At 64.8% G+C, this 22386-nt stretch carries 24 protein-coding genes and 1 tRNA gene; 11 read left to right on the plus strand and 14 right to left on the minus strand.

Annotated elements, in window-relative coordinates:
* Positions 1-19: 19 nt before the first annotated feature.
* The 9 genes from trpA to aroA all read right to left on the minus strand — a co-directional run bounded on the left by trpA (position 20) and on the right by aroA (position 9147).
* The gene (gene trpA, locus ACVW17_RS07270; RefSeq protein ID WP_456751203.1) at positions 20-856 is read right to left on the minus strand and encodes a tryptophan synthase subunit alpha; all 837 of its coding nucleotides are present in this window, start codon (positions 854-856) and stop codon (positions 20-22) included.
* Positions 853-2070 carry a tryptophan synthase subunit beta gene (trpB, locus tag ACVW17_RS07275; protein WP_456751204.1) on the minus strand — a complete coding sequence of 406 codons (1218 nt, stop codon included), beginning with the start codon at positions 2068-2070 and terminating at the stop codon, positions 853-855. Before trpB ends, trpA begins: the two co-directional genes overlap by 4 nt.
* Positions 2067-2738, minus strand: coding sequence for a phosphoribosylanthranilate isomerase (locus ACVW17_RS07280; protein WP_456751205.1), 672 nt, complete (start codon positions 2736-2738; stop codon positions 2067-2069). Before ACVW17_RS07280 ends, trpB begins: the two co-directional genes overlap by 4 nt.
* Positions 2739-2814: 76 nt before the next feature.
* Positions 2815-3198, minus strand: a complete 384-nt coding sequence (locus ACVW17_RS07285) for a LapA family protein (protein WP_456751206.1) — start codon at positions 3196-3198, stop codon at positions 2815-2817.
* Positions 3199-3316: 118 nt separating this feature from the next.
* Positions 3317-3646, minus strand: coding sequence for an integration host factor subunit beta (locus tag ACVW17_RS07290; protein ID WP_456751207.1), 330 nt, complete (start codon positions 3644-3646; stop codon positions 3317-3319).
* Between the two features lie 174 nt (positions 3647-3820).
* Positions 3821-4798 (minus strand): signal peptide peptidase SppA, encoded by a 978-nt coding sequence (gene sppA, locus ACVW17_RS07295; protein WP_456751208.1) that lies wholly within the window; start codon positions 4796-4798, stop codon positions 3821-3823.
* A 281-nt stretch (positions 4799-5079) separates the two neighbouring features.
* Positions 5080-6789, minus strand: coding sequence for a 30S ribosomal protein S1 (gene rpsA, locus ACVW17_RS07300; protein ID WP_076863580.1), 1710 nt, complete (start codon positions 6787-6789; stop codon positions 5080-5082).
* A gap of 394 nt (positions 6790-7183) precedes the next feature.
* Entirely contained in the window at positions 7184-7813 is a 630-nt protein-coding gene (gene cmk, locus ACVW17_RS07305) for a (d)CMP kinase (RefSeq protein ID WP_456751209.1), read from the minus strand.
* Positions 7810-9147: a 3-phosphoshikimate 1-carboxyvinyltransferase gene (gene aroA, locus ACVW17_RS07310; RefSeq protein ID WP_456796985.1), complete on the minus strand. Its 1338-nt coding sequence runs from the start codon at positions 9145-9147 to the stop codon at positions 7810-7812. Before aroA ends, cmk begins: the two co-directional genes overlap by 4 nt.
* Before the next feature lie 145 nt (positions 9148-9292).
* Between aroA and ACVW17_RS07315 the strand changes: the two genes are divergently transcribed.
* The 3 genes from ACVW17_RS07315 (at position 9293) to ACVW17_RS07325 (ending at position 10267) form a co-directional block, all read left to right on the plus strand.
* Entirely contained in the window at positions 9293-9700 is a 408-nt protein-coding gene (locus tag ACVW17_RS07315) for a TIGR02300 family protein (RefSeq protein WP_456751211.1), read from the plus strand.
* Positions 9701-9795: 95 nt separating this feature from the next.
* Positions 9796-9871 (plus strand) — tRNA-Ala (locus ACVW17_RS07320).
* Positions 9872-10030: 159 nt separating this feature from the next.
* Positions 10031-10267 (plus strand): GIY-YIG nuclease family protein, encoded by a 237-nt coding sequence (locus ACVW17_RS07325; protein WP_456796986.1) that lies wholly within the window; start codon positions 10031-10033, stop codon positions 10265-10267.
* 19 nt (positions 10268-10286) lie between these two features.
* On the opposite strand, the gene ACVW17_RS07330 is transcribed toward ACVW17_RS07325, so the two are convergent.
* Entirely contained in the window at positions 10287-10748 is a 462-nt protein-coding gene (locus tag ACVW17_RS07330; RefSeq protein WP_298371380.1) for a MarR family winged helix-turn-helix transcriptional regulator, read from the minus strand.
* A gap of 170 nt (positions 10749-10918) precedes the next feature.
* Between ACVW17_RS07330 and ACVW17_RS07335 the strand changes: the two genes are divergently transcribed.
* The 8 genes from ACVW17_RS07335 to ACVW17_RS07370 all read left to right on the plus strand — a co-directional run bounded on the left by ACVW17_RS07335 (position 10919) and on the right by ACVW17_RS07370 (position 18145).
* Positions 10919-11344, plus strand: a complete 426-nt coding sequence (locus ACVW17_RS07335; RefSeq protein ID WP_456751213.1) for an organic hydroperoxide resistance protein — start codon at positions 10919-10921, stop codon at positions 11342-11344.
* A 287-nt stretch (positions 11345-11631) separates the two neighbouring features.
* A complete protein-coding gene (locus ACVW17_RS07340; RefSeq protein WP_456796987.1) occupies positions 11632-12837 on the plus strand; it encodes a CaiB/BaiF CoA transferase family protein in 1206 nt (401 codons plus the stop codon).
* Positions 12838-13038: 201 nt separating this feature from the next.
* Positions 13039-14355 carry a sn-glycerol-3-phosphate ABC transporter substrate-binding protein UgpB gene (gene ugpB, locus ACVW17_RS07345; RefSeq protein ID WP_456796988.1) on the plus strand — a complete coding sequence of 439 codons (1317 nt, stop codon included), beginning with the start codon at positions 13039-13041 and terminating at the stop codon, positions 14353-14355.
* Positions 14356-14417: 62 nt separating this feature from the next.
* Complete coding sequence (ugpA, locus tag ACVW17_RS07350; RefSeq protein ID WP_173639768.1) at positions 14418-15299, plus strand: sn-glycerol-3-phosphate ABC transporter permease UgpA; 882 nt, start codon at positions 14418-14420, stop codon at positions 15297-15299.
* Positions 15299-16147, plus strand: a complete 849-nt coding sequence (ugpE, locus tag ACVW17_RS07355) for a sn-glycerol-3-phosphate ABC transporter permease UgpE (RefSeq protein ID WP_456751216.1) — start codon at positions 15299-15301, stop codon at positions 16145-16147. Before ugpA ends, ugpE begins: the two co-directional genes overlap by 1 nt.
* Positions 16147-17229: a sn-glycerol-3-phosphate import ATP-binding protein UgpC gene (locus tag ACVW17_RS07360; RefSeq protein WP_456751217.1), complete on the plus strand. Its 1083-nt coding sequence runs from the start codon at positions 16147-16149 to the stop codon at positions 17227-17229. Before ugpE ends, ACVW17_RS07360 begins: the two co-directional genes overlap by 1 nt.
* 170 nt (positions 17230-17399) lie before the next feature.
* Positions 17400-17825 (plus strand): Hsp20 family protein, encoded by a 426-nt coding sequence (locus ACVW17_RS07365; RefSeq protein ID WP_212019554.1) that lies wholly within the window; start codon positions 17400-17402, stop codon positions 17823-17825.
* Positions 17826-17875: 50 nt separating this feature from the next.
* Entirely contained in the window at positions 17876-18145 is a 270-nt protein-coding gene (locus ACVW17_RS07370; protein WP_456751218.1) for a BQ00720 family protein, read from the plus strand.
* A gap of 68 nt (positions 18146-18213) precedes the next feature.
* Here ACVW17_RS07370 and ACVW17_RS07375 read toward each other — a convergent pair whose 3' ends face one another.
* From ACVW17_RS07375 to ACVW17_RS07390, 4 genes are all read right to left on the minus strand, one after another.
* A complete protein-coding gene (locus ACVW17_RS07375; RefSeq protein ID WP_456751219.1) occupies positions 18214-18552 on the minus strand; it encodes a DUF6665 family protein in 339 nt (112 codons plus the stop codon).
* Positions 18553-18625: 73 nt separating this feature from the next.
* A complete protein-coding gene (locus ACVW17_RS07380; protein ID WP_456751220.1) occupies positions 18626-20149 on the minus strand; it encodes an AMP-binding protein in 1524 nt (507 codons plus the stop codon).
* 141 nt (positions 20150-20290) lie between these two features.
* Entirely contained in the window at positions 20291-21421 is a 1131-nt protein-coding gene (locus ACVW17_RS07385; RefSeq protein WP_456751221.1) for a DUF5938 domain-containing protein, read from the minus strand.
* A gap of 35 nt (positions 21422-21456) precedes the next feature.
* Positions 21457-22260: an SDR family NAD(P)-dependent oxidoreductase gene (locus ACVW17_RS07390; RefSeq protein ID WP_456751222.1), complete on the minus strand. Its 804-nt coding sequence runs from the start codon at positions 22258-22260 to the stop codon at positions 21457-21459.
* Between the last annotated feature and the right edge of the window lie 126 nt (positions 22261-22386).

Genomic DNA, 22386 nt, shown 5'->3' on the forward strand with positions numbered 1-22386 from the left:
TGTTGCCGCAAAATGTGGCTTATTCAGCGGCCTGCCTGGCGCCGCGGACCCCCTGCGCCAGCGCGGACACCAGGTCCGCCACCGCGCTCACGGTCTTCGGCGTCGCGCGGCCCTCGGCGTCGAGGTTGGCACGCACCGCATCGACGATCGCGGTACCGACCACCGCGCCATTGGCGCTTCCGGCGATCGCCCGCGCCGTCTCCGGGGTACGGATGCCGAAGCCGACGCAGACCGGGAGCTTGGTGTGCCGCTTGATGCGGGCGACGGCTTCGGCAACTGCGGTCGAATCGGCCGTCGCGGCGCCGGTGATGCCGGTGATCGAGACGTAATAGACAAAGCCCGAGGTGTTGGCGAGCACCGCCGGCAGGCGCTTGTCGTCGGTGGTCGGCGTCGCCAGCCGGATGAAGTTCAGCCCGGCCTTCATCGCAGGGATGCAGAGCTCGGTGTCTTCCTCCGGCGGCAGGTCGACGATGATCAACCCGTCGACGCCGGCGGTCTTGGCATCGGCCAGGAAGCCGTCGACGCCGTAGATGTAAATCGGATTGTAGTAGCCCATCAGCACGATCGGCGTGGCGTTGTCCTCCTTGCGGAAGTCGCGGACCATCGCCAGCGTCTTGCGCAGGGTCATGCCGCCCTTGAGCGCGCGCAGGCCTGCGGCCTGGATCGACGGGCCGTCGGCCATCGGATCGGTGAACGGCATGCCGATCTCGATGACGTCGGCACCGGCCTTGGGCAGCGCCTTCAGGATGTCGAGCGAGGTTTTTGCGTCGGGGTCGCCGGCCATCACGAAGGTGACGAAAGCGGAGCGGCCCTGCTGCTTCAGCTCGGCGAAACGTGCGTCGATACGGGTGGTCACTTCTTCCTCGCCTTCAAGATGTCGCCGACCTGCGGCACGTCCTTGTCGCCACGGCCCGAGAGGTTGACCACCATCAGATGATCCCTGGGCCGCTGCGGCGCGAGCTCGGACAATTTCGCGATGGCGTGCGCGGATTCCAGCGCGGGGATGATGCCTTCGAGCCGCGACAGCAGCTGGAATGCGGCGAGCGCTTCCTCGTCCGTCGCCGAGAGATATTTGACGCGGCCGGTCTCATGCAGCCAGGCGTGCTCGGGGCCGATGCCGGGATAGTCGAGGCCGGCGGAGATCGAGTGCGCTTCCTCGATCTGGCCGTCGGCGTCCATCAGCAGATAGGTGCGGTTGCCGTGCAGCACGCCGGGGCGCCCGCCGGCGAGCGAGGCGGCATGCAGCTGCGTCAGCCCGTGACCGGCGGCCTCGACGCCGAAAATCTCGACCGAGGGATCGTCGAGGAACGGATGGAACAGGCCCATTGCATTGGAGCCGCCGCCGATGCAGGCGATCAGCGAGTCCGGCAGGCGGCCCTCGGCTTCCTGCATCTGCGTGCGGGTCTCGCGGCCGATGATCGACTGGAAGTCGCGCACCATCATCGGATAAGGGTGCGGGCCCGCCACCGTGCCGATGCAATAGAAGGTGTTGTGCACGTTGGTGACCCAGTCGCGCAACGCGTCGTTCATCGCGTCCTTCAGCGTACGCGCGCCCGACTGCACCGGGACCACCTTGGCGCCGAGCATTTCCATGCGGATCACGTTCGGCTGCTGCCGCTCGACGTCGACCGCGCCCATATAGACCACGCATTCGAGCCCGAACCGCGCGCACAGCGTCGCCGTCGCCACGCCGTGCTGGCCGGCGCCGGTCTCGGCGATGATGCGCTTCTTGCCCATGCGGCGCGCGACCATGATTTGGCCGAGCACATTGTTGACCTTGTGCGAGCCGGTGTGGTTGAGCTCCTCGCGCTTCAGGTAGATTTTCGCCCCGCCGAGATGCTCGGTGAGCCGTTCGGCGAAGTACAGCGGCGAGGGCCGGCCGACATAGTCCTTCAGATAGACATTCATCTCGGCCTGGAATGCCGGATCGGCCTTGGCGTCGGCATAGGCCTTTTCGAGATCGAGGATCAGCGGCATCAGCGTTTCAGCGACGAAGCGTCCGCCGAAAATGCCGAAATGCCCGCGCTCATCGGGGCCGCTGCGGTAGGAATTGGGCAGGTTTTGATTCATCGAACCGTCAGTTCTCGGGTAGTTCTTTGGGTTGCGCGTGCGGCGCGGATGAAGGCGCGGATCAGCTCGGGATCCTTGATGCCGGGCGTGCGCTCGACGCCCGACGACACGTCGACTCCGCCGGCGCGGGTGACGCGGACGGCTTCAGTGACATTGCCGGCATTGAGCCCGCCGGAGACCATGTAGGGCAAAGCGAGATCGAGATTTTCCAGCAGGTGCCAGTCGAACGGCGCGCCGAGACCGCCCGGCCGCGTCGCATCCTTGGGCGCGCGGGCATCGAACAGGATGCGATCGGCGACGCCGGCATAGCCCGGCAGCGGCGCAAGGTCGGCCGAGGTCTCGACCGGCAGCGCCTTCATCAGCGGCAGGCCGAATTTCTGCTTGAGGTCGCGCAGCCGCGCCGTGGTCTCCTTGCCGTGCAATTGCAGGATGTCGGGTCGCAGCGTCTCGATGATGTTCTCGATGGTCGCGTCATCGGCATCGACGGTCAGCGCCACCTTGACGGCGCGTCCCTTGGCGCGGCTGCCGAGCTCGCGCGCGGTCTCCAGGCTGATATGGCGCGGCGACGGGGAGAAGAACACGAACCCCACCATGTCAGCGCCGCCCTCGAGCGCGACGTCGAGCGTCTCGCGCGTGGACAGGCCGCAGATTTTGACGAGCAGGGGCATGGTCTCGAAACGGGTCTTCAAAACGGGTTTTCGGGCGCCCGGAACAGGGGCAGGCCCGGGTCCGACGGGGCGGGTTCTACAACGTCGCGCCCTGCTTGTCTCGCCCATTGGGCCCGTAAAAGCCTGATAGGGCCGGGACCGGACGGCGCTGCGCGTCGTCCCGGGCGGCGGACCTGAGGTCGGCGAGCTCGGCGCGGACCTGGCGGGCGTCGGCCTCGTGCTGCCGGGCGGCGCGGCGCCACCGCCCCTGCCTGAACCAGGTCGCGATGCCGCCCGCGATCACACCCAGGATCGCGGAGGCAATGATGACGACAAACAGCGGCAGTGTGACCGCGATTGTCGGCGTCACAGAGTTGAAGGGGTCAAACGACACCGTCACCCAGTGCCGGTTAGCGACCGCAAAGATGATGAAGATCAGTCCGAGCGGAATGACGACCACTGCCGTGAAGAACTTTCGCATGACCATCTCTCGCAGCGATGGAGAAAGTGGCGGGCCGATCACCCGCAGCACGGCAACGTCTGATCTCGCGCGCTAGGCCGCAGCCTTGTCAGGCATCAGCCTCTCAAGCATCCGCCTTTTAAGCGTCGGCTTTGGACGCGTCGACCTTGGAGGCTCCCGCCTCGGTCTCGTCGCGATTGAGACGCTCGCGCATTTCCTTGCCGGTCTTGAAGAACGGCACGCTCTTCTGATCGACCGGCACATGCTCGCCGGTACGCGGATTGCGGCCGGCGCGCGCCGGGCGATGCTTCACCGAGAATGCGCCGAAACCGCGCAACTCGACACGGTCGCCACGCGCCAGCGCCGCGACGATTTCATCGAGAATCGCATTCACAATATTCTCGACATCCCGCTGATAGAGGTGCGGGTTGTGCTCGGCGATACGCTGAACAAGTTCGGATTTGATCATCGAAAGTGGGATCCGGGCTCTTGCGGAAACCCATTTCCGTGAAAATGCCGTGCACTGTCAAGACGCTAAATCGATTTAGAGCGCCGTGAAATCGCGTGACAAATAGCCCGATTGGGGCATGCAGCGATTCCCGCAGAGGGGGAATTCATCAAACAGCACACGTTTGGCAGCCGGTCAGTCGGTTCCGCCCGGACTCCACAATGCCAGCATGCCGTCCAGCCCGAACCGGTCGACCGCCTGGGCCACGCCGCCCTGCTCGATCCGCCGCGCGATGCCGCCGAGGCCAAGCGCATCGAGCGTCATGGATGCAGCCGTGCGCAGGAAGGTCAGGTCGCTGAAGCGCGGATTGAGCTTGTAAGTGCGCACCGGCAGGTCGCTTTTGACCTTCTTCTCCGCAACCAGCCAGGCGATCGCGGTCTTCTCGTCCCCGAGCTGATCGATCAGCTTGAGATCGACCGCCTGCCGGCCGGTGAAGACGCGACCGTCAGCGACCTTCTCCAGCAGGGCGTCGTCCATGCCGCGGCGCTCCTTCACCAATCCACGGAACCATGCATAGGAGTCCTTGACCAGGCCCTCGATCGCGGCGCGTGCCTCGGGGCTGGTCGGCTCCATGCCGTTGGGCGCAGCTTTCAGCGGGGAGGATTTGATCTCCTCCATCTTTACGCCGACGGTCTTGAGCAATTCCGAAACGTTCGGAAACTGGAAGAGCACGCCGATCGAGCCGACCAGCGAGGTCTGTTGGGCGACGATATGATCCGAGGCGATCGCCGTGATGTAGCCGCCCGAGGCGGCCAGGCCCTCGACCACGACGACCAGCGGCTTCTTCGCCTTCAACTGCATCAGCGAGTCGTAGAGCTGCTCGGAGCCTGCGGTGGTGCCGCCCGGCGAATTGATGTGCACGACAACCGCCGCATAGCTCGACTTGCCGAGCCGCTCCAGCGCTTCGACGCGTTCCTGGTCGCTGCGGATCAATCCGTCGATGTTGATCCGCGCGATCGCGTTCGATGCCGAGAGGCTGCCGCGGTCGCCGGCGGCGATCACGCCGACGCCGACGATGGCCGCGATCGCAATGACCGCAGCGGCGACGCGCCAGAACGTCAGCTTGCGCCTGATACGGCGGCGGTCGACGATCACATCCGAATCAAGCGACATCCGATCTCTCCAGAAATAGTCAGCGCGCAGTCCCGCGCGTTTTGCCGTCGCAGCGTCACCATCTGCTTAGCCAAATACATCAATTGCGGCGCAATTTGAAGAAAACAAGGCCCGTCCCATCGACGCATCCGGAGCCCGGATGAAGCGAAGCGCAATCCGGGAAAGTCCGCCGCGGGGATAAAGCCCCGGATTTCGCTTCGCTCCATCCGGGCTACGCCAAAAACAAAGGGCCCCGGTTCGCGCCGGGGCCCTCTAGTTGTTCGCTTAAATCGCCCGAACGCTTACTTGTCGGTGCCGCGGTTCTTCAGCGCGGTGCCGAGGATGTCGCCGAGCGTCGCACCCGAATCGGAGGAGCCGTACTGCGCGATGGCTTCCTTCTCTTCGGCGACTTCCAGCGCCTTGATCGAGACCTGCACCTTGCGGGCCTTCTTGTCGAACTGGATGACGCGGGCATCGACCTTCTCGCCGACGGCAAAGCGTTCGGCACGCTGGTCGTTGCGATCGCGGGCCAGCTCGGACCGCTTGATGAAGGTAGTGAACTCGGTGCCCGAAATCCGGACCTCGATGCCGCTCTCCTTCACTTCGAGCACTTCGCAGGTCACGACCGCGCCCTTCTTGACGTCGCCCGGCTCGGCGAAGGGGTCGCCTTCGAGCTGCTTGACGCCGAGCGAGATACGCTCCTTCTCGACATCGACGTCGAGCACCACGGCCTTGACCATGTCGCCCTTCTTGAAGTTGTCGATGACCTGCTCGCCCGGAAGCTTCCAGTCGAGGTCGGAGAGATGGACCATGCCGTCGACGTCGCCGTCGAGGCCCAAGAAAAGTCCGAACTCGGTCTTGTTCTTGACCTCGCCTTCGACGGTCGAGCCGACCGGGAACTTCTCGACGAACACTTCCCAGGGATTGCGCATGGTCTGCTTGAGACCGAGCGAGATGCGGCGCTTGACCGAATCGACTTCCAGCACCTGCACTTCGACTTCCTGCGAGGTCGAAACGATCTTGCCGGGGTGCATGTTCTTCTTGGTCCACGACATCTCGGAGACGTGGATCAGGCCTTCGATGCCCGGCTCGAGCTCGACGAACGCGCCGTAGTCGGTGATGTTGGTGACGCGGCCGGTGAAGCGGGCACCCAGCGGGTACTTGGCTTCGATGCCCTGCCACGGATCGTCCAGCAGCTGCTTCATGCCGAGCGAGATGCGGTGCGTCTCGTGGTTGATCTTGATGATCTTGACCTTGACGGTCTGGCCGATGGTCAGCACCTCGGTCGGGTGGTTGACGCGGCGCCAGGCGATGTCGGTCACGTGCAGCAGGCCGTCGATGCCGCCGAGATCAACGAACGCACCGTAATCGGTGATGTTCTTGACCACGCCGTCGATCACCTGACCCTCTTCGAGGTTCTGTACCAGCTCCTGGCGCTGCTCGGCGCGGGTCTCTTCGAGAACCGTGCGGCGCGACACCACGATGTTGCCGCGGCGGCGGTCCATCTTGAGGATCTGGAACGGCTGCGAGTTGTTCATCAGCGGCGCAACGTCGCGGATCGGACGAATGTCGACCTGGGAGCGCGGCAGGAACGCCACCGCACCGTCGAGGTCGACCGTGAAGCCGCCCTTGACCTGGTTGAAGATGACGCCGTTGACCTTTTCGTTGTTCTGGAACGCCTTCTCGAGCTTGCCCCAGCTCTCCTCGCGGCGCGCCTTGTCGCGCGACAGCACGGCTTCGCCAAGCGCATTCTCGATGCGGTCGAGGAACACCTCGACTTCGTCGCCGACCTTGAGGTCGCTCTCACGGCCGGGGCCGGCGAATTCGCGCAGCGCGACGCGGCCTTCGGTCTTCAGGCCGACGTCGATGACGGCCATGTCCTTCTCAATTGCAACCACCTTGCCCTTGATGACCGAGCTTTCCTGCAAATTGCCGCCGGCAAAGGACTCATCAAGCATCGCCGCGAAGTCGTCGCGGGTCGGGGTGTAAGAAGACGCAGAATTCGAAACCATTTGATCTCCAGATGCGGGATTTCGCCGGCAGTTCGGGTTGATGGGCGCACCGCGCGTGAAGTGTCAGGGTTCCGCAAACCCTGACGACCGCTCATTGCAGGAGGTGCAACAGCGGGCCGGCAGCAAGACTGCACGTTCGGTACGTTTTGATAATCCGGAGCGTGATCACGAAAATATCGACTGCAAGACCTGGGAGCGGGCGTTCCTCCAGATGCGGCGTCAGTTTCGTTTGAGGATGGCTCAAACCCGGCGCCGGCCCGCTCAGACACGATCTCGACAATGTCGATGGTGCTCCGAACGGCGCTGATATAGCCGTGCGGGCACCTTTCGGCAAGCAGGAAATGCCCCATTTTGCTGGGGTTTCGGGCCGAAAGGCCCGCCCGTGCCTGCGATTCTAGCGTTTTGCGCGGGCCGCCTCGACGATGGCAATGGCGGCGCGGACGCCGGCCTCGATGTCGAGGTTGGAATTGTCCAGCGTGTGGGCGTCAGCCGCCGGCCGCAACGGCGCAATGGTCCGGTTCTGGTCGCGCTCGTCGCGCTTGAGGATGTCGGCGAGCACGGCCTCCTCGTCGGCATCCTCGCCGCGGGCCCGGGCTTCCAGGGTACGCCGGCGCGCCCGCACGCGGGGATCGGCGACCACGAAGATCTTCACGTCGGCATCGGGGCAGATCACGGTGCCGATGTCGCGCCCATCCAGCACCGCGCCGGGCGGATCGGCCGCGAACTGGCGCTGGAAATTCACCAGCGCCTCGCGCACCTTGGGAAAGGCCGAGACAACGGATGCGCCCTCGCCGACCTTCTGGGTCTTCAGGATCGGATTGCCGAATTTCTCGGGATCGAGCTCGAGCGCGACGGCCACTGCCAGCATCTCGTCGTTGAGGTCGGCGCCCTGCGCCATCATCGCATAGGCCACCGCGCGGTAGATCACGCCGGTGTCGAGATGGCGATAGCCGTAATGGTGGGCGAGCCGCTTGCCGAGCGTGCCCTTGCCGGAGGCGGCCGGTCCGTCGATGGCGATGATCATGCGAAATCAGCTCCAAGCGAGCGCATCATCGGGATGAAGTCCGGAAAACTTGTGGCAATGAAGGCGGTGTCGTCGACCTTCACCGGCCGGTCCGAAGCACAGCCCATCACCAGCGCCGACATCGCGATGCGATGATCCATGTGGGTGGCGACGAGACCGCCGCCCGGGACATGGCCGCGGCCCTTGACGATCAGATCGTCGCCGGAGACCTCGACCGTGACGCCATTGACCCGCAGCATGTCCGCGGTCGCTTCGAGGCGGTCGGATTCCTTGACCCGCAGCTCCTGCAAGCCGCGCATGATCGTGGTGCCCTCGGCAAACGCAGCCGCAACCGCGAGCACCAGATATTCGTCGATCATCGACGGCGCGCGCTCCGGCGGCACCTCGACGCCCCTGAGCTTCGAGGCACGGACGCGCAATTGCGCCATCGGCTCGCCGCCATCGCCGCGCACCTCGCTCTCCTCGATCGCCGCGCCCATTTCGCGCAGCGTGGTGAACAGGCCGGTGCGCAGCGGATTGGTCATCACGTCGGAGAACATGACGTCGGATCCCTGGACGATCAGCGCCGCGACGATCGGAAACGCCGCGGAGGACGGATCGGCCGGCACCACGATTTCGGCGCCGCGCAGCTCAGGCTCGCCGTTCAGCGTGATCCGGCGGCCATGGCTGCCTTCCTTTTCGGAGCAGATCTCGGCGCCGAAATGCTTTAGCATCAATTCGGTGTGGTCGCGGCTCGCCTCCTGCTCGATCACGGTGGTGACGCCGGGCGCGGACAGCCCCGCCAGCAGCACCGCGGACTTGATCTGGGCCGAGGCGACCGGCGTCTTGTAGACGATCGGCACCGGATAGCGGGCACCATGCAGGGTCAGCGGCAGCCGGCCGCCGGCCCCGATATCGCTGGTCCGGGCGCCCATCAGCTCCAGGGGATCGAGGATCCGGCGCATCGGGCGCGACCGCAGCGAGGCGTCGCCATCGAAGATGGCCGCGATCGGGCATCCCGCCACCGCGCCCATCACCAGCCGGCAGCCGGTGCCGGAATTGCCGAAATCGAGCGGGGCTGCGGGCTGGGCGAAGCCGCCGACGCCGACGCCTGCAACCGACCAGGCAAAAGGCGCCGTCCGCTCCACTTTGGCACCCAGTGTGCGCATCGATTTGGCGGTGTTGAGGACGTCCTCGCCCTCCAAAAGGCCGGAAATGCGGGTTTCACCCACCGAAAGCGCTCCCAGGATCAGGGCACGGTGGGAAATCGATTTGTCGCCGGGGACGCGGACCTTGCCGGCCAGGGGGCCGCAGGCGCGCGATTCCAGCGGGGTCGGGGTGTCAGAATGGGCCAAGACTGTGTCCTCTCGCGCCGCGGCAGGTATCACATAGGCAACACCGCGTCACGCGCCCGTCACTTGCGCGCAAACCGCTATTGACAGCAGCCCCTCAACTAGCCAAGTGAAGCACCGTTTTTCAGCAAAATTCTGGGATGACCACGTGGCCAAGTCCGAGCTCGGAACCAAGCGCATTTGCCCGACCACGGGCAAGAAGTTCTACGACCTCAACAAGAACCCGGTGATTTCGCCCTACACCGGCGAGGTCGTGCCGATCGCGCCGGTGGCCCCGCCGCGGGGCCGTGGCGCCACCGTCAATTCGCCTGCGACCGCCGCCGACATGCCGGAACCCGCCGAGGCCGAAGAGTTGGTCTCGCTGGAGGAGGCCGATGCCGAGGAGAACACCGGCAAGGTCAAGGCCCAGGTTCCCGAATCCGAGGACGATATCGAGGTCGATGAGACCATCGACGACGATGACGACGACGATTCGACCTTCATCGCCGACGAGGAAGAGGGCGATGAGGACGTGACCGACATCATTGGTGACGTCGGCGGTGATGAAGAGACTTGAGATCGGCGCCGATCTATGATCAACGGTGCTGCCGCGCGAGTCATCCAGGCCGCGCGGATCGGGATCGATCCCCCAGGATCATCCCACTGGAATATGGGGCCATAGCTCAGCTGGGAGAGCGCTTGCATGGCATGCAAGAGGTCGGCGGTTCGATCCCGCCTGGCTCCACCAGCCTTCGCTCGCTTCGCGAGCTACAGCTCGGCAAGCCTGGGGAAGTCCCTCGTAGCGAAGTGAACGAAGGCTGCCGCGGCGTAGCCCGAAGGGCGAAGCCGGGCTCTCACCGAATTCAAATACGCTAGCATGCTCCCCATCCGCCGCGCGGGGAGCCTCATGAAATACGTCTACATTCTCGAAAGCCTCGACGGCCTGCACTTCTACGTCGGGCTCACCGACGATCTGCGGGCCAGACTGGCCAAGCACAACGCTGGCGAAGTGCCCCATACATCCAAATATGGGCCTTGGCGGCTCAAGACCTACGTTGCCTTCAGCGACGAGAAGCAGGCCGTTGCTTTTGAAAGATACCTGAAGTCCGCCTCCGGCCGCGCCTTCGCCAAGAAGCGCCTCTAGCCGCAGCTCGCAACGCCCGCTACTCCCCCAGCACCGCGTTCAACCGATCACGCAACGCGACGATCTCGTCCTTCATCGCCAGCAATTCCCCGACCGTGCAGTCCGAGGCCGCGAGGATCGATTGCGGGACGGCTTTTGCCTTTTCGCGCAGCGCATGGCCCTGCGGCGTCAGCGCGATCAGCACCACGCGCTCGTCTTCGGTGCTGCGGGTCCGCCTGATCAGCTCGGCCGCCTCCAGCCGCTTCAGGAGCGGCGTCAGCGTGCCGGAATCCAGGAACAGGCGCTCGCCGAGGTCCTTCACGGGCACGTCGTCGCGCTCCCACAGCGCCAGCATCACCAGATACTGCGGATAGGTCAGCCCGAGCCGGTCGAGCAGCGGCTTGTAGACGCGGTTGAAGGCGTGCGCGGTCGAATAGACCGCAAAGCAGATCTGGTTATCGAGCCGCAGCGCCTGATCCGCCGCCGTCTGTTTCCTGACCATGATTGTCATCGAATCCATCTCGTTTCCGGGTCATTCTGGGCTCAAGGGACCGCGGATTCAATTGCGGACAATTAAATGTGAGGCTCCATAATTTATATTGCGCACAATTCAATTGGATGCAATACATGCAGCGCCGAATTCAAACCGGCCCACAACCAAGGGAGACCACGATGTCTGTGAACGTGCTCTACAAGACCAGCGCCAAGGCCACCGGCGGCCGCGACGGCCATGCGGCAACGCTCGACGGCGCGCTCGACGTCAAGCTCACGACCCCGAAGGAGCTCGGTGGCGGCGGCGGCGCCGGCAACAATCCGGAGCAGCTGTTCGCGGCCGGGTATGCCGCCTGCTTCATCGGCGCGATGAAGTTCGTGGCCTCGCAGGGTGGGCCCAAGGTTCCCGCCGACGCCGCGGTGACCTCGACGGTCGGCATCGGCCCGCGCTCGGAGGGCGGCTTCGGCCTCGCCGTCGACCTCGCCATCTCGCTGCCGGGCCTGTCCCGCGCTGACGCCGAAGCGCTGGTCGAGAAGGCCCACCAGGTGTGCCCCTACTCCAACGCCACCCGCGGCAATGTCGACGTCAAGCTGACCGTCGTGTAGAGCCCTTTCCGTTCCGATTGAATCGGAACGGGGCCCTAGACTCTTCTTTTGACGCGTTTTCTTCACGCGAACCGGTATCCACTTCGCTCGAAAACGCTCTCATTCCACATCACGCAATGGTCCGCCGCGATACGTGGCGGACCATTGTCTTTCAGATGCCGGTTCGTTTGGCGAACGCTCGCGCCGCCCCTGCATGGGCCTGCGCCGATCAAAGCATTGCTGCCTTGCCTGAAGACCGTTAGCTCTGGGACCGCATTTCCAATCCCAACTGAGCGAAGGTTGTTTCCATGAATACCCCAGCGGCTGCGGGCGCGATGACTGGACTGCGCGTGATCGATCTGACGCGCGTGCTCGGCGGCCCGTATTGCACCCAGATTCTCGCCGACCACGGCGCCGATGTGATCAAGGTCGAGCCGCCCGCCGGCGACGAGGTGCGCGAGTGGGGCCCTCCCTTCCATGAGGAAGACGCGGCCTATTTCGTCGGCATCAACCGCAACAAGCGCTCGATCGGCCTCGACCTCGCCTCCGAAGGCGGACGCGCGGTGCTGATGAAGATGCTCGAGACCGCCGACGTGCTGATCGAGAATTTCAAGCCGGGTACGCTCGACAAATGGGGCATCGGAAACGACGTGCTGCGCGCGAAGTTTCCGCGCCTCGTGCATTGCCGGATCTCCGGCTTCGGCGCCGACGGCCCGCGCGGCGGCAACCCCGGCTATGATGCAATCATCCAGGCGATGACCGGCATGATCGCGGCCACCGGCTCGCCGGAGAGCGGCCCGATGCGCATCGGCGTGCCGCTGGTCGATATCACGACTGGTCTTTATGCCGCGATCGGCATCCTGATGGCGCTGTCGGAGCGGCAGCGCTCCGGGCTCGGCCAGTTCATCGAGACCACGTTGTACGAGACCGGGCTTGCGATCATGCATCCGCACACCGCGAACTACTTCATGCACGGCAAGCCGCCACAGCTCACCGGCAACGAGCATCCGAACCTCGTGCCCTACGCGATCTTCCCGACCAAGACCGACAACATCTTCATCGGCGTCGGCAATGACGGCACGTTCCGCAAGCTCGCCAAGGAGATCGGCAAGCCGGAGCTCGGCACCGATCCGCGCTTTGCCCGCAACAAGGACCGCATCGCCAACCGCGATGCGCTGCGGATCGAGCTTGCGGCGGTGTTCAGCCAGCACGAGGCCGAGCCGCTGTGCAACCGGCTGCTCGCCGCCGGCCTGCCGGCCGGCCCCGTGCAGAAGATCGACCAGGCGCTGACCAACCCGCACACGATCCATCGCGGCGACGTCATCGAGAAGGATTGGTACAAGGGCGTCGCCTCGCCGATCCGGCTCGAACGCACCAAGCCGAGCTTGCGCCGCACGCCGCCGAAATTCAGCCAGCACGCCACGGAAGTGCTCGGCGAGTTCGGCTACTCAAAGGACGAGATCAACGGCCTGGTCGACAAGGGCGTGGTCTGCGGCCCCCAGCGCAAGCGCTGACACAACCATCCGTCAGCCGTGCGGTGCAGCGTCGCGTCTGGCGCTGCACCGCACGGCGCCGGCTTCTTCGCCTTTTTTACCGCTTCCCTTTGTCGCGGCTTCCCCCCTACGATGGCTTTCGTTTATACGGTCATTTGAACGTCATCCGGCGCTGATAACGCGCGCAACGAAACATGACGTTTCCAACCGGGAGGGGCCTTGATGATTTTTCGACGATTGGGCGCTGCTGCTGTCGCCGCCGCTACGCTTGCATTCGCGTCGCCTGCATTTGCGGTGACCGAGATTCAGTGGTGGCACGCGATGACCGGCGCCAACAACGACGTCATCGTCAAGCTGGCCAACGACTTCAACGCCTCGCAATCCGACTACAAGGTGATCCCGACCTACAAGGGCGGCTACGCCGACACCATGAACGCCGGCATCGCCGCATTCCGCGCCGGCAACGCGCCGCACATCATGCAGGTGTTCGAGGTCGGCACCGCGACGATGATGGCTGCCACCGGCGCCGTGAAGCCGGTCTACAAGCTGATGGCCGATGCCGGCGAGAAGTTCGATCCGAGCGTCTATCTGCCCGCGATCACCGGCTACTACTCGACCTCGAAGGGCGAGATGCTGTCGTTCCCCTTCAACTCGTCGTCGACGGTGATGTGGGTCAATCTCGACGCGCTGAAGAAGGCCAACATCGCGGAGATCCCGAAGACCTGGCCGCAAGTGTTCGACGACGCCAAGAAGCTGAAGGCCGCCGGCTACACCACCTGCGGCTTCTCCGGCTCGTGGGTCACCTGGGTCAATCTCGAGCAGCTCTCGGCCTGGCACAACGTGCCGCTCGCCAGCAAGGCCAACGGCCTCGACGGCTTCGACACCGTGCTCGAATTCAACGGTCCGCTGCAGGTCAAGCATCTCGAGAACCTGGTCGAGCTGCAGAAGGACAAGACCTACGACTATGCCGGCCGCACCAACACCGGCGAAGGCCGCTTCACCTCGGGCGAGTGCCCGATCTACCTGACCTCGTCGGCGTTCTTCGGCAACGTCAAGGCGCAGGCCAAGTTCAACTTCACCGCCGCGCCGATGCCGTATTATCCCGACGTCAAGGGCGCGCCGCAGAACTCGATCATCGGGGGCGCCTCGCTGTGGGTGATGGGCGGCAAATCGGCCGAGGAATACAAGGGCGTGGCCAAGTTCCTGACCTTCCTGTCGGACACCGATCGCCAGGTCTGGATCCACAAGGCGTCGGGCTATCTGCCGATCACCAAGGCCGCCTACGCCAAGGCCAAGGAAGAGGGCTTCTACAAGGACCAGCCCTATCTCGAGACCCCGCTGCTCGAGCTCACCAACAAGGAGCCGACCGAGAACTCCCGCGGCCTGCGCCTCGGCAACATGGTGCAGCTGCGCGACATGTGGTCGGAGGAGATCGAGCAGGCGCTGGCCGGCAAGAAGACCGCCAAGCAGGCGCTGGACTCGGCCGTCGAGCGCGGCAACCAGATGCTGCGGCAGTTTGAAAAGACCGCCGTGAAATAATCCGGCCCTAGACCAACGATCCGGCAGGCCGCATCATGCGGCCTGCCATTTTTCAGGATGTCATGCAAAAGCAAGCGATTTTCCAATCAAAGCTGTTGCCTTACGCGCTGGTTGCCCCGCAACTCGCGATCGTCCTGATCTTTTTCTACTGGCCGGCCGCGCAGGCGGTGATCCAGTCCTTCCTGCTGCAGGACGCCTTCGGCCTGTCCACCACCTTCGTCTGGTTCGAGAACTATCTCGAGCTGTTCAAGGACCCGGCCTATTTCGCCGCGATCGTCAGGACCTTCGCGTTCTCGTTCGCGATCGCGGTGTCCTCGCTGTCGTTTGCGCTGCTGCTCGCGGTCATGGCCGACAAGCCGCTGCGCGGCTCGACGCTCTACCGCACGCTCTTGATCTGGCCCTATGCCGTCGCCCCGCCGGTGGTCGGCGTGCTCTGGGTGTTCATGCTGCACCCTTCGCTCGGCGTGCTGTCGCGCTATCTGCGCGCCATGGGGGTTGACTGGAATCCGCTGCTCGACGGCGATCAGGCGGCGGCCCTGATCATCCTCGCCGCGGCGTGGAAGCAGATCTCCTACAATTTCCTGTTCTTCCTCGCAGGGCTCCAGAGCATCCCCAAGAGCGTGATCGAGGCCGCGGCGATCGACGGCGCCCGCCCGATGCGGCGGTTCTGGACCGTGATCTTCCCGCTGCTGTCGCCGACCATCTTTTTCCTGCTGGTCATCAACATCGTCTACGCCTTCTTCGACACCTTCGGCATCATCGACACGATGACCCGCGGCGGCCCCGGCAAGGCGACCGAAACGCTGGTCTACAAGGTCTATACCGACGGCCTGCTCGGCGGCAATCTCGGCTCCTCGGCGGCGCAGTCGGTCATCCTGATGGTCATCGTCGTCGTATTGACCGGCATCCAGTTCCGCTTCGTCGAACGCAAGGTGACCTACTGATGGTCGAGGAGGAGGGCTTCCAGCGCTATCTGGCTCACGTCATCCTGTGGATCGGGATCGCGATCGTCGCCTTCCCGGTGTATCTGGCGATCGTCGCCTCGACCCAGGACAACGCCGTCATCGCCAACGGCCAGATGTCGCTGCTGCCCGGCGGCCATTTCCTCGAGACCTACTACCAGACGCTGTTTGTCGGCACGAGCGGCTCGACCCGCGAGCCGGTGCTCAACATGATGCTGAACTCGCTGATCATGGCGCTGTTGATCGCGGTCGGCAAAATCGCGATCTCGATCATCTCGGCCTATGCGATCGTGTATTTCCGCTTTCCGTTCCGGATGGCGATCTTCTGGATCATTTTCATCACGCTGATGCTGCCGGTCGAGGTGCGCATCTATCCGACCTACAAGATCGTCGCCGACCTGCATCTGCTCGACAGTTACGCAGGCCTGTCGCTGCCGCTGATCGCGTCCGCCACCGCAACGCTGCTGTTCCGGCAATTCTTCATGACGGTGCCGGATGAATTGCTGGAGGCCTCGCGGATCGACGGGGCGGGCCCGTTCCGCTTCTTCTGGGATACGCTGCTGCCGCTGTCGCGCACCAACATGGCCGCGCTGTTCGTGATCCTGTTCATCCTCGGCTGGAATCAGTACCTCTGGCCGCTGTTGATCACGACACGCGACGACATGCAGACCATCCAGGTCGGCATCCGCAAGATGATCACCACGACCGACGCGCTAACCGAATGGCCAGTGGTGATGGCGACCGCGCTGCTCGCGATGCTGCCGCCGGTATTCGTCGTCGTCGTGATGCAGAAACTGTTCGTGCGCGGATTGGTGGAGACGGAAAAGTAATGGCCAACGTCACGCTGCGCAGTGTCCGCAAGACCTATCCCGGCGGCTTCGAGGCCATCAAGGGCGTCGATGTCGACGTCGGCGACGGCCAGTTCTGCGTGCTGGTCGGCCCAAGCGGCTGCGGCAAGTCCACGCTGCTGCGCATGGTCGCCGGGCTCGAGACCATCACCGGCGGCGAGATCGACATCGGCGGCCGCGTCGTCAACCAGGTTGAGCCCGCCGATCGCGACATCGCGATGGTGTTCCAGAACTACGCGCTCTATCCGCATATGAGCGTCTACAACAACATGGCCTACGGCCTGCGTAACCGCGGCATGGCCGAAGCCGAGATCAGGACCCGGGTCGAGGAAGCCGCGCGCGTGCTCGAGCTGTTGCCGATGCTGGAGCGCAAGCCGCGGCAGCTCTCCGGCGGCCAGCGCCAGCGGGTCGCGATGGGCCGCGCCATCGTGCGCCAGCCGAAGGTGTTCCTGTTCGACGAGCCGCTGTCGAACCTCGACGCCAAGCTGCGCATCGCGATGCGGGTCGAGATCCGCAAGCTGCAGCGCCGGCTCAACACCACCTCGATCTACGTCACCCACGACCAGCTCGAGGCAATGACGCTGGCCGACATCCTGGTGGTCATGAATGGCGGCCAGGTCGAGCAGATCGGCAATCCGCTCGAGATCTACCAGAAGCCGGCGACCACCTTCGTCGCCTCCTTCATCGGCGCCCCGCCGATGAACCTGATGCCGCTGCGCTCGGACGAGCTGACCTCCCAGATATCAGGCACCGACGGTGCCGGCATTGTCGGCATCCGCCCGGAGGACTTTGTGATCACGGGCGAGACCGCGTCCGGCGGCGTTGCGCTCGACCTGACGGTCGAGGCCATCGAACATGTCGGCGCCGAAACCTTCGTCTATGGCAGCCGCCAGCGCGAGGAGCGGGGCGTTGCTGCCAATCCGGGCGAGCTGCCGCCGGGCGAGGTGATCGTCCGGGTTCCCGGCGCCACCGGTCCGGCGACCGGCGAGCGGATCCGGGCAGTGGCCCCGCGCAACAAACTGCATCTTTTTACCGCCGATGGCCGCACGCGGCTCGCGGGGTAACAGATCGAGAAGAATTTGCCCTCATGTTGCGGGCGTTTAGGCTGGTTTCGGGGCTGCTTGAACGCTATCCAGATCGCCCCCATATCCCTCACTGACCGGAGGCCCGACGGCCCGCCGGTTGCATGGGGCGCCGCAAGGGCCCCTCAAAGTCGCTTCGAGAGGACTTTGTAATGTCTCGTGTTCCATCGTTGTCCAGTCCGTTCCTGCTGGGATTCGACGAGATCGAGCGTGCGCTCGACCGCGTCGTCAAGGGCGCCGACGGCTATCCTCCGTACAATATCGAGCGGTGCGACCGGTCCAACGGGCAGCCTGAAAAGCTGCGCATCACGTTGGCGGTGGCGGGCTTCACCCGCGACCAACTCGATGTAACTATTGAGGAAAATCAGCTCGTCATCCGCGGCCGCCAGCAGGACGACAAGGCTCGGCAATACATCCATCGCGGCATCGCCGCGCGCCACTTCCAGCGCACTTTCGTGCTGGCGGAGGGGATGCAGGTGCTGGGCGCGGATCTGAAGAACGGGCTGTTGTCGATCGACCTGGCCAGGCCAGAACCTGAACGGGTCATTAAGACAATCGCTATCAATGAACACGAATAATAGAAACAACGAGCGGACTCGACCGCTTATCTGACTGAGGAGTCGAGACCATGAGTGAGCTGAGTACCACGACCATCGAATCCACCAGCGTCACGCCGGAAGCACTGGCTCATCTGGGCGAAGGCCACATCGCCTATGTGAAGCAGGTCCGTTCCGAGGACGTGCCCGACCTCTTTCCACAGGCGCCGAAGATCGCGCCCGGCCTCAAGCTGTTCGCACTACATGCCGCCGACGGCACGCCGATCATGCTGACCGACAGCCGCGAAGCCGCGATCGCCAACGCCTGGAGCAACGAGTTGCAGGCCGTCAGCGTCCACTGACGCACGGCTGAAGCATCCGCCGATACAATGCGCGGGCAGGCCTCGACACCGAGGCGGCCCGCGCTTTTTTATTGGGATGAGGTCGACGTGGCCAGTAGCGGACCCATGCTGAGCTGCACCTCGCCGGGCACGCTATAGTCGCGCATCAGCATCCGGTTGTTGCGCAGCCCGCAGGCCTCCCGCTGCACCACGAACATCCAGAGCGCATGACCGGCTTCCCGCACGAGGATGCGCCGGGCCTGCTGCCTAGCTTCGGAGGGCGGATGCGCGGCATCAAACTCCCGCAGTCTGGCGAGCGCCTGTTCCAGCGCGCGGCCCATGCGCCCAAGCGCGCTCGCCCTCTCTTCGGCGAGCTCGTAGGCGAGAACGTCGACGGGAACGCGATCAAGGCGAAAGTCACGGGACATACCGATCCCTCGGGTCGCAAGCGCGATACTATCCCCGCTTGTCTGGCGCCACAGGCCGGATGTCAATACACGCTCAGGTCAATCGCGAGCGGATGTCCGGCTTCAGCACCTTGCCGACCTTGGAACGCGGCAGGTCGTCCCAGACCTCGATCTGCTTCGGCGTCTTGATGCTGCCGATCTGCTGCTTGACGAACGCAGCCAGCGCTCCCGCGTCGACGGTGTGGCCGGCGCGCGGTTGCACCACGGCGACGATGCGCTCGCCCCATTTGTCGTCGGGCAATCCGATGACCGCACAATCCTGCACAGCTGCATGGGCGCGCAACGCGTTCTCGACCTCGATCGAGTAGACGTTGAAGCCGCCGGTGATGATCATGTCCTTGGCGCGGTCGACGATGTAGAGATAGCCGTCGCCGTCGATGTAGCCGATGTCGCCGGTGTGGTGCCAGCCATGCACTGATGCTTCGCGGGTGGCTTCCGGGTTCTTGTAGTAGCCCTCCATGACCAGCGAGCCGCGCACCACGATCTCGCCGCGCGATCCCGCCGGCAAGAGCTTGCCGTCGCCGTCCATGATGCCGGCCTGCACCAGCGGGCCGATCCGCCCCGCGGACGCAAGGCGCTCCAGCGCGATGGTGCCGTCCGCATTGTAATGATCGGCCGGCGCCATCATCGAGATCATCATCGGCGCCTCGGTCTGGCCGAACAGCTGCGCCATCGGCCCGATCCGCCGCAAGGCTTCGGCAAGCCGCGTCGCCGAGATCGGCGCTGCGCCATACCAGAAGCACTGCAATGAGCTGCGATCGGTCGCGTCGAGCCTGGGATGATCGAGAAGCATGTAGATCACGGTCGGCGGCAGGAAGGTGTGGGTGACGCGGTAGCGCTCGATCAGCGCCAGGAACTCGCCGATGTCGGGATGGTGCATGATCACGATACGGCCGCCCAGCGTCATGATCGGAAAGCACAGCACGCCGGCGGCGTGCGTCAGCGGCGCCAGCGCGAGATAGATCGGGCGGCCCTCGAACGGGTAGCCCATCAGGGTCAGCGCGGTCATTGCCTCGATGTTGCGGCCCGAGAGCATCACACCCTTCGGCTTGCCGGTGGTGCCGCCGGTGCCCGGGATCATCGCGAGATCGTCGATCGTGTCGCGCTGATAGACATCGCCGGCGAGCCCGCCGAGCCAGTGGTCGAACGACGGCGCGAACGGCAGTTCGGTATCGAGGCAGACCAGCGCGCGCAGCTTGGGCAGATCCTGACGCACGGCGTCGACCATCGGGGCGAAGCTCGAATGAAACAGCAGCAGGCTGCAATCGAACTGATCGAGGATGAACTTGTTCTCGGCCGCCTCGTTGCGCGGATTGATCGGGCACCACACCGCGGCGGCGCGCGAGATGCCGAACACGCAGGCAAACGCGAGCGGATCGTTGCTTGAGAGGATCGCGACTTTCTCGCCGGGCGTGATGCCGGATCGCTCGAGCCCGCGCGCGATGCGGTAGCTCAGCCGTTGCACCTCGCCATAGCTGAGGTCGCGGCCATCCATCGTGAGGCACGGCGCGTCGGCGCCGAGCGAGGCACCCTTATCGAGATAATCGATGAAGCGCATGGCGGGTCTCGCGAAAGGGGGGCGGGTGACGCGCGACTGCGTCACCCGCAGTGCGTCTTCGAGCAAAGCGGATACCTGTCCGCTTGACGAAAACGCTTCAGGGAACGGAGTGCTGAGCCCCGATCCGATCGGGGCTCAGGCCTAGTCGTGGACGGTCAGGACCGGCTTGCCGACCAGGCCGAAGCTGCGCAACTGCCCGAGCAGCTCATGATGGCCGAACGCCTGGCAGGCCGAGGCAAAGCCGACGCGCTTGGGCGGCTGCTGCAGCAGGTGCGCGGCAGCATAGGCCTGCAGCATGCCGGTCTGCTTGTAGTTGCTGTTGCCGTAGATGACGCAGTGCGCGCGCCCCAGCGGGCCGGAGGCATACACCGAATCCAGCGACTTGTTGACGCGCGGGTTCTCGCGCGGCGGCATGGTGTTCATCACGCCGGCCGCGGTCTGCGCCAGCGCGGCGTAGCGCTCATCCGGCTTCATGTCCTTGGTCGCCTCCAGCGCGGCGGCGACGATCTGCGGCACGCCCAGCATCAGCGCGCGATTGAACACGCCGCCCAGCACCTTCACATTGGCGACGCGCGGATCGCGCTTGAACCACACCGGGTGCGAGGTGCCGCCCCAGGGCAGCGCCAGCGCCAGCTCGTGCTGGCCGGGGATCGCGAGGCTGGTGAGACCGGCATCGGGCTGATGCTCGACGTATTTGTTCTGCTCGAGGTAGTAGGCCTTGGCCATCGCGGCGTTGACCAGGATGGTCTGCGTCGAGGCGATGGTCGGGCTGCCGCCCCAGAACACGGCGATATCGAGCGTGTCGAGGCCGGGTGTCTCCAGGCAGAGCTGCGCGGCGATCTCGCCGGTGGTGTACATCTGGGCGATGCCCGGCGCCAGCAGCAGGCCGGCATTGCCGAACCTGGTGCCGAACTCCTGCTCGAGCATGATCAGCCAGTCCTGCTCGCCGGTCGTGTCGGCGTAGTGGCATTTGGCGGCGAGGCAGGCCTGCACGACCTCAATGCCGAACTTGGCGAACGGGCCCACGGTGTTGAGCACCACCGAAGCGCCCTTGAACAATTCGGTCAGCGCGCTCGCGGTGTGCGGCACCGTCACCACTTCGTAGTCGGCCGTCTCGATGCCGGCCACGTTCGATTTCATCGCGGCGTTGAGCTTGTCGGCGCTGCGGCCGGCGGCAATGAAGGGGATGTTGTATTCGCGCAGATATTCGCAGACCAGCCGGCCGGTGTAGCCGGATGCGCCATAGACGATGACGGGCTTCTTCTCGCTCATTGCGTTCCTCCGAAATGCCTGTTGTCGGCTTGTTGCTACATGCCCATGCCGCCGTCGACCGGCAGGCCGATGCCGGTGATGAAGCGGGCATCGTTCGAGCACAGGAACACCGCGGCGTCGGCGATGTCGGTGACCTCCGCGAGCTTGCCGAGCGGCGTCTGCTCGACCACCGAGCCGACCGCGGCGTTGACGTCGGGCGCGAGGCCGATCTTCACGATGTCGTTGGCGAGCTGCAGGCCCATGTCGGTCGGGATCAGGCCGGGATAGATGCAATTGACGCGCACGCCGTAGCCGAGCTTGCCGGCTTCCATCGCGCCGACCCGGGTCATGCGATCGACCGCGGATTTGGTGCCGGAATAGACGGCGATGCTCGGGAAGGCGATCGTCGCGGCAACCGAGGCAATGTTGACCACGGCGCCACCCTTGCCTGCGGCGCCACCCGGCCGCATCGCGCGGAAGGCGTACTTCATGCCGAGCACGGTGCCGACGATGTTGACGTCGCACATCCGCCGCGCGTCCTCGGCCTTGATGTCGGCGACCAGCGAGGTGATCTCGATGCCGGCATTGTTGATCAGGATGTCGAAGCCGCCCAGCGTCTCGACCGTCGCGGCGGCGGCCCGCTCCCATTGCGCATCGTCGGTGACGTCGAGCTTGGCAAAGCCGGTCTTCACGCCGGCCCTGGCGATCTCGCCGGCGGTGTCTTTGCCGACGCTTTCGAGAATATCGCCGATCATGACCGCGGCGCCGGAGCGCGCCAGCGCCTGTGCGATCGCAGCGCCAATCCCCCGGGCGCCGCCGGTCACCAGGGCTTTCCTGCCTTCGAGGCTCTTCCCACTCATGACGTAGTCCTCCCTTTGCTTGCTGATTGATGGTGCTGCGGACGGGGGCAGCGCGGGCCGGGGCGCTTCGCGCATTTGGAGCGCATTGGTGGTCGCGGCCGGCGGCGGCGGGGCGCAGCCTTGGCG

Source organism: Bradyrhizobium sp. USDA 4473 (genome assembly GCF_054063335.1).